Raw genomic sequence first — 13,642 nt, forward strand, 5'->3', positions numbered from 1 at the left:
ATTTGAGCTAGTACCATTATCTAGTGAATTTCTCCTGATATAAAGGTTGATTAGTGGTGTTTTTTGGGTAAAAAGCCTTATTATATAAATATAGGATATAATTTCATATAAGGGAGAGAGTTGATAGTGAAAATCGCTTGTGCAAATTGCACTGTAACCATGAAGTATCTCGATGCAGGGTGCTTTTTTTTACATAATGATCAAAATCATTCCGTGCCATTGAATGGATATTCGACGCGATTAGAAGATGGTACATATGTTTTTCTATATGAAAATCTGAATGTACTATACGAAAAGCTTGTGAGGGTAGAGGATTTACTGGAAGAGTATGGATGGAAGTGCAGCATAAATGATATAGATCAGCCCAGACCATTCATGGCAGTAGGCAAATTCATGCTGTTAATGAAACATAGAGAGATGATAGAGATGATTCAGGGTGGAAATTTCACAAGTCATCTTCAACCAATCATTGATTTAAGCGATTACAGTCTCTTGGGTTATGAATCTCTTTTGCGGGCAGGGGACCAGTCAAAAAAAATTAATCCCGGACAATTATTTGAAGTTGCCGCCATCACGGGCTTTCATTCCATGTTAGACCAGAAAGCAAGGAAATCGGCTATCGAATGCCGTGTAGGTCAGGTGAATCCAGGTATTAAAAGTTTTATTAATTTCCTTCCTTCCACGATCTATAATCCTGAATTTTGTTTACGCCATACCTTTCAGATTGTGAACGAAATTGGTGTGAATCCCGAGGATCTTGTATTCGAAGTGGTTGAAACAGAAAAGATTGAGGATGTGGAGCATCTAAAATCCGTCCTTGATGTATATAAGCGTGAAGGAATGAAAGTGGCGCTTGATGATGTTGGATCCGGTTTTGCCACAGTTGAAATGCTGACTCTCCTAAAACCGGACTATGTGAAAATTGATCGATCCTTTATCAATCATTGTGATAGACTTGCTGAAAATCAGGAGTTTTTACGGAAAGTCATGAAGATTGCTAAGGAGTTAAATATCCTTGTATTAGCAGAAGGAATAGAGAGGGAAGAAGAATTGCTTTTTTGTAAAGAAATCGGTGTTCATTATGCACAAGGTTATTTCATAGGAAAGCCGGCCCAACAAGCAGTAGAACCATTTGCCGATTCTCTATTTGTATAAGGAAAGGTGACCTCACTTCTACGAAGAGAGGCATTTTTTTATAAAAAGGTAGTTGACATATTTTAAGACGATGATAAAATACTAGTATAATTACTTTAGTGCATAAAAGCTTAAAAGCGTTTAAGAGCGAAAGAACTTGATGCCCTTTCTAATTCTTAGCGCTTAATCACATATCTTTGTCTTGAGCAACGCAGTAGGAAATAGGTAGACAGCAATCAGAGACTAGGCGGCAGGTGAAAGCTTAGGTCCATTATTTCTGAATTACATTGCTTATAAACCCTCTAAGTAAATGAGGCTTTATCCAAAGACAAACCTTTATGAAGTGGGAATAATAGATTGTCATACATTCATGAATAGTCATGAATGGGCTGAGGGAATGTATGACAATAGGTTTATTCCAATTAGGGTGGTAACGCGGAGAACTCTTCGTCCCTATTCGGGATGGAGGGTTCTTTTTGTTGTTCTTTCTATTCCAATTCATCAATTTCAACTTAGAGAAGGAAGTGTTACTATGTTAAACATTCAAAGCGTAAACAAACCAACCGTTAAAGAAGCTTCAGCGGTATTACTCGCTATACTGGGGATGATTAGTGTCAGTATTATCGTACTCGAATCAGTCCCTCATATTCCGATCATTTTTTCACTCTTTTTTCTCATGATATATGGACTTATTCGAAAAGTTAAATTCAAAGAGATTGAACAAGGAATGATTGTTGGGGCACAAGGTGGCTTAGGGGCTATTTTACTCTTTTTCTTCATTGGTCTTCTTGTGAGCAGCTGGTTACTCAGTGGAACCATTCCTACCTTGATGTTCTATGGATTTGAATTTGTTACTCCCAACTATTTTTATGCGATTGCCTTTTTGCTTACTTCCTTAAGCGGCATCGTGATTGGAAGTTCATTGACGACGGCGGCAACCATAGGTGTAGCACTTATCGGAATTGGTGAAGCGATGGGATTATCCATGAGCATTACGGCAGGGGCGATTGTTTCAGGAGCCTTTTTTGGAGATAAGATGTCCCCATTATCAGACACAACGAATCTTGCTTCTTCTATTGTAAAGGTAGATTTATTTACCCATATTCGCAATATGGCTTGGACAACCGTTCCTGCTTTTATCATTACGCTCATCGTATTCGGATTCTTATCACCGGAAACAAGTGATGTCAACTTATCACAGCTGAAATCCCTGCAGGAAGGCTTAAGTCAAACCGGCCTCATTCATTGGTATAGTCTCATACCTGTATTATTGCTGATTGTTTTAATCGTATTTAAAACCCCTGCCTTATTAACACTGGCAATCAATATAGCGGTCTCGATCGGAATATCATTCTTACATGGATCCTTGAAGCTGAACGAACTGTTCCAGGTGTTATTTGCAGGGTATGAGTCAAAAACGGGTGTGGAATCCATCGACTCGCTTTTAACAAGAGGAGGGGTCAACAGCATGATGTTCACGATTTCCCTTGTTATCCTTTCTTTAAGCCTGGGTGGAATACTATTTAAGCTTGGCATTATTCCTGTGTTACTTGATAAAGTCTCAACGATCATTCAATCAGGAAGAAGAACGATCCTTTCAACGGCTTTATCAGCCATTGGTATCAACCTGGTTGTCGGGGAGCAGTATTTGTCCATCCTATTGACGGGAGAAGCCTTTCAATCACAATATAAGAAACTTGGGTTACATCCTAAAAACTTATCACGTACGTTAGAAGATGCTGGAACAGTCATTAACCCGTTAGTACCATGGAGTGTATGCGGCATCTTCCTAACCGATGTATTAGGTGTCTCCACGCTTGAATATTTACCGTTTGCAATCTTTTGTCTCATTTCTCCAGTTATAACTATTCTTTATGGATTTACCGGCTGGACCATAGAAAAAGAACAAACTGAACCGAAGCCAATTGCATCAAACTAACATATTATTAAGAGGAAATAAAAAGGACTGTCCTGGTCATTCATCGAATTTTTTCTAAAAGATGAATTATCCAGAGGGCAGTCCTTTTCGTGTGATTTCAACATAATTTGGGAAATGATGATTGTAATAATATCCGCCTAGTGTAATCATTGAAAAATGAAAAAGGGGAAGAACCATCATCATGATTGGATTCTTTAATAGCAACACACCTTCTTGGACCATGAATACTTCTATGGTTAACAGGAAAAGGATGGTCAACAGAGCATATGGCTTATCCTTATTTCTAAAGAAGATAACCAGTGTATAAAAGTAGGTGGTAAACCAAATGTATATCGCATTTCCCGCAATCAAATCCCGTGTAGGATTAGAGAAATGATTCATTGGGAGGATATAAAGTTCCAACAGGGAAGAAAGAATCCAGGCAAATGAAAGGGAGACGGTCGACAGAGCAAAAAACAAGGTAATGAATAGTACATAGTGATTAGGATCATTTTCGAGCAGCTTCCACCACACCTTAGACAGTATGACAGAAAGGATTAGGAAAAATGATGTGTAATACGATTGCCACCAATGGTGTTCGTACAAATTTGAATAGGTGAACCATATTTCAATGAGAAAGAATAAACCAATGATCAAGGCAATCCGGGTTATTTTCAAATGATAGACAACAATGTAAGTAAGGGCGATCGGAACGGAAAAAGCCTGTGAACTAATCGACCCCAATACACTATCATTGTAATTATTCGATAAAATATGGGGATGATACGTATAGCTGTTAAGTAAAACAAAGATGATATATTCGAATACATAGGCTAATCCGGAAATGAAAAGCCAAAACAATAAAATCTGAGCAGAAATATGACGGTTCTTAATCACTATGAAGGTTAACAGGAAGATGCTGATAAGACTAAGGGATACAAATGGAACCCAATTCGCCATGCTTATGCTCCTTACGTTTCAGTATAAAAATAGTGTTTACAGAATAGGTTTATTTATTTATCAAGATGAATAAATTGTGAACATTTTCTATTGTAGAAGCTTTAATATTGAAGGATCTTCCTGAAGAGACTATAGTTAACATTAACTGCTTCCGATCGGTAGTGAACATACATAATGAAAGGGGAGCGCCCGTTTGAAAATTAGTGATTTTTCCATACGCCGCCCTGTATTCACCATTGTCACCATGCTACTCATCCTTATTCTTGGAGGGGTTTCCCTCTCGAGAATCCCGTTAAAGCTCATTCCAGATTTAAATCCTCCTGTGGGGGTCGTCGTCACCAATTATCCTGGTGCGAGTCCTGAAGAAGTGGTGGAGAAGGTGACAAAGCCACTGGAAGAAAGCTTGTCCACTTTACCAGGGATGAAAAACATCCAATCTACTTCAAGGGAAGGCTCAAACTTTATTCTCCTTGAATTTTCATGGGCAACCTCCATTGATGACATTGAGAACGATGTGCTTCAAAGAATGGGTCAGACTCCACTCCCGGATGGTGCGGATAACCCAAGGTTTCTTAAATTCGATCCTGCCCAGTTTCCGATCATTCAATTTTCGTTGCGTGAAGAAGGAAAGGAAAGTAATTTAAAAACTTTATCCGAAAACTTGAAATTGGAATTAACCCGTGTTGAGGGAGTGGCAAATGTAAACGTTTCTGGTTCACTCAAGGATGAAGTGGTCATTGAATTGAATCAGCAAACGCTGAAAGAAAATCGTCTGAGTCAATCTGACGTTATAAACACCATTAGAGCAAATAATGTAACCTCACCGGGAGATACCATCGAAACCGATGGCCAAACCTTAACCACTCGCGTTATGAGTGAATTACAGTCCGTCGATGAATTAAAAAAATTAGTTCTTCAAGTAAATCCTCAAACTGGAAAGAAAATTACTCTTGGAGAAGTCGCGAACGTTGAGAAGAAGCAGGAGGATACAAATACGATCACCCGTGCTAATCAAGAATCAGCCATCCTTTTTAGTGTGTTACAGCAATCCGACGCAAACACGGCTTCTGTCTCCAAAGCATTTCAAGAGGAACTTGACCGTTTACTCCAACAGGATCAATACAAATCAATCAAAGCTGATATTCTCTTTGATCAAGGGGACTATATTACGCAAGCCATTGGGAATATTGCAAACTCCCTGATAATTGGTGGAGCTTTTGCCATGCTTGTTCTATTTCTATTCCTGAAGAATGTAAAGAGTCCGTTAATTATCGGTGTGGCGATTCCATACTCTGTCATCGTTACATTCGTCTTAATGTTCTTTGCTGATTTCACCTTAAATATCATGACTCTTGGAGCACTTGCCCTTGGAATCGGAATGCTTGTGGATAATGCCATTGTTGTAATTGAAAATATTTATCGGCATCTTTCACTTGGAAAAACACCGAGAGAAGCTGCGAGTATCGGCTCCAAAGAAGTGGGTGGAGCCATTACGGCATCTACTTTAACAACGGTTGCAGTGTTTTTACCAGTTGTTTTTATTTCAGGGTTGCTTGGTGAGTTATTTACCGAATTTGCCCTGACCATTTCCTTTAGCTTATTAGCATCTCTCGTTGTAGCTTTAACGGTCATCCCGATGTTAGCAAGCAGATTGTTGAAGAAGCCTAAAGGAAATATCGAAGCGAAGCGCAGGCGTTCAAAAGGCAGGAAAACATTTACCCGCTCTGTCAAGTGGGCCCTTCGTCATCGATTCATCGTCCTATTTATTACTGCTCTTACTTTAGTTGCAGGTGGTCTCGGTTTAACAACAGTAGGGACACAGTTTTTACCTCCGACGGATGAAGGATTTTTCAACATGAGGGTCGAATTAGAAAATGGAGCATCCGTAGAAGAAACGAACAAAGTCGTGAATGCAATCGAAGAGAGGCTGGAAAAGGAAAAGGAAGTTGATGTTTTTGTAAGCCTGGTCGGTACAACTCAGGAAGAGTCCTTTAGAGGAAGTTCGAAAGGGAACATTGCCGAGGTTTATGTTAAGATGAAACCTTTGGAGGATCGGGAGAGATCAATATTCACTTTTGCAGATGACGTAAAACCTGAGGTCGAGAAAGTTGCGAAAAAGGTGAATGATTCTGCTGAAATTTCCTTTAACCTTCAGTCAACATCAGGTTCGAGTCCTCAAACCCTGACATTCAATTTAAGAGATACAGACCCGAATAGGTTGAATCAATCTGTGGATAAACTATTCAATTCTCTTAAGGATATGAATGACGTATCAGAAGTGACTACCGATCAGATGGAAACGGTGAAAGAAATCCAAATGAAAGTGAATCGTGACAAAGCTCTCGAACAGGGGCTGGCACCAGCTCAGATAGGTACGCTTGTGCAGGATGTAACACGGGGTGTATTGACGACCCAAATGGTTACAGAGACGTCTGATGTCATAAATGTGTTCGTACAATATGACCGTAATATTACTGAGAATTTGGACTCACTAAAAAAACTTCTAATCCCTAATGGACAAGGAAAGTACATTCAATTGAATTCCGTCGTTGATTTTTCCATAGAAGATGGTCCTGTCAGTATACAAAGAATCGATCAGCAGCACGCAGTTCAATTCAACTTGAAGTATTCATCTTCCACCAATCTCGGAGCAATCTCGAAAGCTGTGGATGAAAAGATAGAATCATTGGATCTCCCTAATGAGACATTAGTCTCATTCAGTGGCGACAGAGAGTTACTGGAAGATTCCATTGACGATATGGCACTGGCACTTGGACTGGCCATTGTTCTTGTATATATGGTGATGGCAGCACAGTTTGAATCTTTTAAATATCCATTTGTCATCATGTTTACTGTCCCACTCATGGTCATTGGTGTCGCGATAGCGCTGGCAGTCACTCAAACACCGATAAGCATTTCTGCGATCATTGGCGTCATTGTCCTGGCAGGTATTGTTGTAAACAATGCGATTGTGATTGTCGATTACATTAACCAGCGTAAAGAAGCAGGAATCAATAGCTTTGATAGCATTGTTGAAGCGGTTCAAGACCGGGCAAGACCGATCTTAATGACAGCTTTGACTACTATACTTGGCCTATTACCTCTGGCTCTGGGACTCGGGGAAGGTACAGAAATCAATCAGCCGATGGGTATAGCCGTAATCGGTGGTTTGATAAGCAGTACACTGTTAACGATTTATGTCATTCCGATTGTGTACAGTTTCTTTGATAAAGAAACGAGAAGAATGAAGAGAAATCGCCAAGCATACGGTAATAGAGAATAGCCAATATCGAACGGAGCTAACCTTACAGCTAAGTAGTCACCTCTTTGTATCAAACGGGTACCTTAGCTTGTAGGTTAGCTTTTTTTAATACCCATTTTTGAAAGGAATCCTAGGCGGGGGGGGGGAAGCGGTATGAAGAAAGGGATATATTTAATCACTGGTTTTCCAGGTTTTTTAAGTCTTAACATTGTGGAAGAATTAATTATTCAAGACAAGGCTTCAGCAATCTACTTACTCCATTTAGGTACCATGGCTGCAGAAGCAGAGGAAATAGTAGGTAAGCTGACAGTGAATACAAAAGCTGACCTCATTTTAGTAGAAGGAGACATTACACAACCCAACCTTGGAATGACGGAAGTTAGAATTGGCGAAATACGCGAAAAAGTGGAGTATGTCTGGCATTTAGCTGCCATCTATGATCTCGCAGTACCTCAAGGTCTTGCTCATAAAGTAAACGTAGAGGGCACACGAAACGTTAATTCTTTCTGTAAAACTCTTCACCGATTAAAGAGATATGTTTATTTCTCTACTGCCTTTGTGGCGGGAACACGTAAAGGAGAGATTTATGAGTATGAGTTGGAGTATCCAACTAGCTTTAATAACTTCTATGAACGGACAAAGTATGAAGCTGAGGTATTAGTTGATGAACTGAAGGGCATCATGCCGATTACGATCATCCGTCCCGGTATCGTAAAAGGAAATTCAGAGACGGGTGAGACGGTTAAGTTTGATGGACCGTATTTTATTATGAATATGTTTAAGCGATTATCCTTTTTACCTTGGATACCATTTCTTGGAGAAGGTAATTCCCTCATAAATATCGTTCCCGTCGAATATGTCGTTCGAGCTTCTATACACCTCGGCCATGAAGGGATCGGAACAGGAAAAACCTATCATCTTACCGATCCACAACCAGTAACGGTAAGGGAAGTGTACGAACAGATTTTATGGCATATGTACAATAAACATCCGCGGGGAAAGGTTCCCTTGTTCCTTTCCAATTGGGCATTGGGTTTTCGATTTATTCGAAAATATTTGAAGGTTGAACGCGAAGCGCTTGATTATTTTACACTTGAAGGAAGGTTTCATTGTCACCAAGCTCAAGAAGACCTGAAGGGATCTGACATTCAATGCCCATCCCTGTCAAGCCAAATTGGAAAAATGGTTGAATTTTATCTAGAACATTCCTCTAACGAAAAATTCCATGTGAAGATTAATTAAGGATGTTTTCACAATGATTGTCGGATTGAGTGTTAAACGTCGTAATAATTGGGAGGAAAATGGTAAAAATAATGGGAAAGCATCAATAGGAGGATTCTCGAGATGTCATTTTCCCTTACGCAAAATCCGACCCAGTACATATATCCTATCGTTCATACACTTCATCGCCAATTGCTGGGATGCCCATGAAAACTTCTATTACAAAATTAGAGGGAGTTCTATGGAGTATTGCACTCCCAGGTTTTCCACAATTACTGGTTGGACTGTGGTTTAAGGGAACGTTATTTGTACTTCTTGAAATTATCATCAATGTCCAAAGTAACTTCAATCAAGGAATTATGTATAGCTTTTTAGGTGAAACCCATAAATCAGCTTCTGTGATTGATTATCAATGGCTGATGTTTTATCCATGTCTCTATATGTTTGCCATGTGGGATGCTTATAAACTTGCTCAAACCAAGGAAGAACCGTATATATTCTTACCTTTTGTCATGTCTGCTTATATGGTGACCGTTGGCTTGATGTACTCTCCCAAGGTATATTTATTCGGTAAATTTGTCGGGCCAATCTTTTTGCCGATGTTGTTTGTGATCCCCGGAGTGGTACTTGGTCTAATTATTCGATCAATCCTCATCCGGATCCATTAAGTTTTATCTCTTTACGAAACCTCATTCATGAGGTAAGATATGGGTATACAACTTAAACGTTTTCTACCTGTCAAAGGGGAGTAGCTATAGGTGTCATACCTAAACAAAGTCGTCAGTTCATGGATTATTCCATCGGCTTTGTTGGCATAATGATTATGCTCAGCAAGACCTTTGCCTTATTTAGGCAAGGGTCTTTTTATTTTATAAAAATCCTTGCCTATTGGAAAACTAACTGTGTAAATAGGAGGGACTTACATTTATGGATGCTTCAATGTTACTGGAATATGGATGGGTATTGCTCATCCTTGTTGGTCTTGAAGGAATTCTAGCTGCTGATAATGCAGTTGTTATGGCAGTCATGGTTAAACATCTGCCTGTAGAACAAAGAAAGAAAGCACTCTTTTATGGTCTGTTAGGAGCATTTGTATTTAGATTTGCTGCACTATTTCTCATCTCGTTCTTAGTGAATGTTTGGCAAGTTCAAGCCATCGGGGCAATCTATTTATTCTATGTATCGATTCACCATTTCGTTAAAAAGAGGAAAGACACTGGAATTGTAGAGTCTGAGTCAAACAAGGGCTCAGGTTTCTGGACTACCGTATTGAAAGTGGAACTTGCAGACATCGCCTTTGCAGTTGACTCCATGTTAGCTGCCGTTGCTCTAGCTGTAACATTGCAGCCAACAGGATGGTTTGATGTAGGTGGAATCGATGGTGGTCAGTTTATCGTCATGTTCCTTGGAGGAATAATCGGCTTGGTGATTATGCGATTTGCTGCAACTTGGTTTGTTAAATTATTGGAGAAATACCCTACTTTAGAATCAGCAGCGTTTTTAATCGTCGGTTGGGTTGGTGTAAAGCTTGCTGTATTTACACTTGCTCATCCTGATGTTGCGATCCTGGATCATCATTTCCCTGAATCAAAACCATGGAAGCTCGTCTTCTGGACCGTTTTAATCCTCTTATCAGTTGGAGGATATTTATTATCACGAAAGAAAGCAAAGCAGGAAGAAGCACACGCAGAAGCCAAGAAAGAAGCCAAAGCGGAATAAAGAAAAATGGAAAGCTAACGTGAGAAATATTCACGTTAGCTTTTTTACATGAGGATTCATATGTCTACCATCCCCTTATCATTACGTCCTTTTTAAGAACTTTCAATTTTTATTTGTATAAACCCCCTCAAAAAAAATTCTCATAACGTAACTCCTTTAGTAAGGCGATCGATCGACTAATAAAAATTCAACTTCCGAGGTGTACATATGACAAAACATTCCAAATTAATGAAATCATCTTTAGCTGTATTAGTAGCAGGGTCTATTAGCTTTTCAGGTTCATTGGCTTATGCGAATAACGATGAAAAAACGTTTGACACGGTTACGATTGAGCAAAAGGGTAGTACAGGAGTTACAGTGAATGATGAAGCCATGATTGATTCTGCTAAAACAGAAATTGAAAAACTAGAAGAGACAGAAACCCCATCATTACTTCCTGGTGATTTCTTCTATTTTGCTAAGCTTGCTCTAGAGAAAGTGAAGCTTGCCTTTACGATGGATGATGCGAAAGAAGCGAAATTACTTGCAGAGTATGCAGCAGAAAGACTTGCTGAAGTAGAAACTTTATTTGAAGAAGGAAAAGAAGAAGAAGCTATCGAAGCAATCAACCATGCCATTGAAATGATTCAACGCTCTTCAGATGAATTACCACACAGTGAGAATGAAGAAGCTTCTAACGATGATTCAATGGGAGAGTTAGAGGGCGAAACAGCAGAAGAATCGAATACTGAAGAGAAAAACAGTGAAACTGAACAAACCAAAGAAAGTAATGAAGAAGGCACCCCAGAAGAAGCAGATTCCGAAGAAAAATCGGATGAAATGACTGAAATGGAAGAATTAATGTCACAAAATATCATTTCACTTAAAGCGAATATGGAAAAAGTGAAGAACCCTAAAGCGAAAGAAGCTCTTCATAATAACATTGAAAAAAGCTATAAGAAATTAGCCGAAAAGCTTGCAAAGCTGGAAGAAAAATGGACGAAAAAAGCAAATGCTAAAGAAGAAACAGAATCCGATGAATCGATGAAGGAAGACTCTGTAACTCGGGTTGAAGAATCAACCGAAACATCGTCTGATGAAAATACAGATGGAAATAAAACTGAGACAAGTCCAACTGTGAAAGAAGAAACAGAAAAAACCGCACCAGTAAAAGTTCAGCACGTGGAAAAAGAAGCGGAAAAAGTATTAAAGCAACAAAAAAAGCAAGAGAAAAAAGAAGCAAAAGAAGTGCGGAAACAAGTGAAAAACGAGGAGAAACAAGCTCGTCATGATGTTAAAGAAGAAAAGAAACAACAACAGCCAGCTGTAAAACAGCAGGAACAACACGGTCAGAACAGTGAAAACGGTAAAGAAAACGGCAAGGGTCACAATAAAGACTAAGTAAAGAGCAATAGCTTCAGGATAGGCTGGTATTCTAATGACCCGTCAGTCACGAAGGGGATACTGGACTTAAAGTGATTTCACATTTGCTGAGTCGAGTGCATCTGTAAAGATTACTTAAGCAGTACCCCTTCCTCTCTATTATCCTTTTAAAATCAACATCATATGAGTATAATAGTGTGCAGGATGGAGTGAGACTGATGCTAAATGTATTACTATTTTTACTAGCCAAACAAAAGAAGAAACAAACGCTTGAAGACATGGCGATACGAATACAAAATGGTGATGAACAATTACTGAACATAGTCTTGGAAGACTATAAGCCATTTATAAAAAAAACGGTATCTTCAGTCTGCAAACGATATATCTATGAAAGTGATGATGAATTTAGCATCGGTCTTATTGCCTTTCATGACGCTATCTTAAAATATAATCATCAGCGAGGGTCTTCCATCATTAGTTTTTCTGAAGTAATCATCAAACGGAAAGTGATTGATTATATCAGAAAAAACGGGAAGTTTCAAGATGTGAGCATCGACATGAGTCTGGTGGAGGATGATGAAGAGAACCCGAATTTAACAATCGAGCAAATTGTCTCTGTTGAAGAATATGGGAAGCAACAAGAAGGAAAGAAGAGGCAGGAAGAGATTATCTCTTTCCAAGAACATCTTTCTCACTACAAATTATCCTTTCATGAGCTAGTCGAACAGTCACCTAAGCATGAAGACGCCAGACTGAATGCCATTGACATTGCTAAAACGGTAGTGAATTCCAAAGAATTACTGGATTACCTCCTTGAAAAGAAACGGTTACCCATAAAAAAATTAGAGAAGCAGGTAAACGTTAGTAGAAAAACAATTGAGAGAAATAGAAAATATATTATTGCCATTACTCTTATTCTTATTGGAGATTATGTGTACTTACGGGATTACTTAAAAGGGCGGTTAGAGATATGAAAAAAGGGATCATTATGGAAATCAAACGTGATATCCTCGTTATGATGACGTCAGAAGGGGAATTTCTGACGGGAAGAAGACAGCCCAATCAACATTATACAATTGGAGAAGAAATTCCTTTCTTTCCTTTGCATCATGAGCCTGTTAAGATCAAACCAACTTTTAAATGGAATTGGAAAGTATCGACTGCATTATTAACTGCTATAATCGTCATCCTCACCCTGTTTTCAAGTGCTTTCTTACAGAGTAACCAGGCATATGCTTATGTGTCTGTCGATATCAACCCAAGTATGGAATTGACCCTGAATAAAAAACAACAGGTGATAAAGATTATCCCTTACAATCAAGATGCCAAAGTGCTTCTAAAAGAGTTGGGTGACTGGGAAGATATGGATGTAAGTGAAGTGACAAAGGAAATCTTCCTGTTATGTGAAGAAATGGGATATTTAAAAGAGAATCAAAATGTTCTCATCACCTCTTCATTTAGTGAGGATTCAAATGAGCAGCGTGAAGATGATTTGGTTGCTGAGATAAACAAGCTTGTTCTAGAATATAGCACAGACCACAACATGAACATTACGGTGAAAGAAACATCGCAGGAAATGAGAGAAGAAGCATCTGATAAAGGAATGACTGCAGGGTCTTTATTACGTGAAAGTGAAAAAGCTGAAACACCGGAACCAGCAGGAAATCCTGAAGAAGAGAGTTATGACCAAGATGTTCTCAAAGAGGGAATGAAGAAAGAGGAGAATTCAAAGGTTGAGAATCAAAAGGTGGAATTACCATCTGAAGAGAAGAAGCAGAAACCTGTGAAATCTGAAAACCATCCAAAAAATGATAAACCTCTTCCAAATGAAAATAAGCCTCAAGAAAAACCTGCACAATCTCAAGGCAAAGGCAATTCCTCTGACCATCACAATTGGAATGAGTCCAATGGGAAACACAATGGTTCTTCTAATCAAGGTGATATAGATCAATCCAGAGGCAATGAAGACCGTGGAGATCGCGAAAAGGATAACCAAGAAAAGAAAAATGAACACCAAGATAGAAAACAGAATAAAAAAGATAATGACTAATAAACAGCGGCCCATT

Annotated in this window: 10 protein-coding genes and 1 riboswitch; of the genes, 9 read left to right on the forward strand and 1 reads right to left on the reverse strand. The window is 39.0% G+C overall.

From position 1 onward, the window contains the following. The first annotated feature begins 126 nt into the window (after nt 1–126). Complete coding sequence (locus AAEM60_RS08615) at nt 127–1,155, forward strand: EAL domain-containing protein (protein WP_341357821.1); 1,029 nt, start codon at nt 127–129, stop codon at nt 1,153–1,155. A 511-nt stretch (nt 1,156–1,666) separates the two neighbouring features. Then, nucleotides 1,667–3,073, forward strand: coding sequence for a Na+/H+ antiporter NhaC (gene nhaC / locus AAEM60_RS08620; RefSeq protein WP_299740399.1), 1,407 nt, complete (start codon nt 1,667–1,669; stop codon nt 3,071–3,073). Nucleotides 3,074–3,139: 66 nt separating this feature from the next. Here nhaC and AAEM60_RS08625 read toward each other — a convergent pair whose 3' ends face one another. Beyond that, on the reverse strand, nt 3,140–4,012 hold the full coding sequence (locus AAEM60_RS08625) for a hypothetical protein (protein WP_299740401.1): 873 nt from the start codon (nt 4,010–4,012) through the stop codon (nt 3,140–3,142). A 193-nt stretch (nt 4,013–4,205) separates the two neighbouring features. On the opposite strand from AAEM60_RS08625, the gene AAEM60_RS08630 reads away from it, so the two are divergent. From AAEM60_RS08630 to AAEM60_RS08660, 7 genes are all read left to right on the forward strand, one after another. After that, nucleotides 4,206–7,295: an efflux RND transporter permease subunit gene (locus AAEM60_RS08630; protein WP_341357822.1), complete on the forward strand. Its 3,090-nt coding sequence runs from the start codon at nt 4,206–4,208 to the stop codon at nt 7,293–7,295. Between the two features lie 132 nt (nt 7,296–7,427). Then, nucleotides 7,428–8,516 (forward strand): SDR family oxidoreductase, encoded by a 1,089-nt coding sequence (locus AAEM60_RS08635; RefSeq protein WP_299740405.1) that lies wholly within the window; start codon nt 7,428–7,430, stop codon nt 8,514–8,516. A 185-nt stretch (nt 8,517–8,701) separates the two neighbouring features. Then, nucleotides 8,702–9,163, forward strand: a complete 462-nt coding sequence (locus tag AAEM60_RS08640; RefSeq protein ID WP_299740407.1) for a hypothetical protein — start codon at nt 8,702–8,704, stop codon at nt 9,161–9,163. Nucleotides 9,164–9,226: 63 nt separating this feature from the next. Continuing rightward, a riboswitch (yybP-ykoY riboswitch) is annotated at nt 9,227–9,323 on the forward strand. Between the two features lie 99 nt (nt 9,324–9,422). Then, a complete protein-coding gene (locus AAEM60_RS08645) occupies nt 9,423–10,214 on the forward strand; it encodes a TerC family protein (RefSeq protein WP_341357823.1) in 792 nt (263 codons plus the stop codon). Nucleotides 10,215–10,421: 207 nt separating this feature from the next. Continuing rightward, nucleotides 10,422–11,594 (forward strand): hypothetical protein, encoded by a 1,173-nt coding sequence (locus tag AAEM60_RS08650; protein ID WP_299740411.1) that lies wholly within the window; start codon nt 10,422–10,424, stop codon nt 11,592–11,594. Nucleotides 11,595–11,794: 200 nt separating this feature from the next. Then, nucleotides 11,795–12,550: an RNA polymerase sigma factor SigI gene (gene sigI, locus AAEM60_RS08655; protein ID WP_299740413.1), complete on the forward strand. Its 756-nt coding sequence runs from the start codon at nt 11,795–11,797 to the stop codon at nt 12,548–12,550. After that, nucleotides 12,547–13,626, forward strand: a complete 1,080-nt coding sequence (locus tag AAEM60_RS08660) for an anti-sigma factor domain-containing protein (RefSeq protein WP_341357824.1) — start codon at nt 12,547–12,549, stop codon at nt 13,624–13,626. The genes sigI and AAEM60_RS08660 overlap by 4 nt, the downstream gene beginning before the upstream one ends. The last annotated feature ends 16 nt before the right edge of the window (nt 13,627–13,642 follow it).

The organism is Rossellomorea sp. y25 (assembly GCF_038049935.1).
Classification (GTDB): domain Bacteria; phylum Bacillota; class Bacilli; order Bacillales; family Bacillaceae_B; genus Rossellomorea.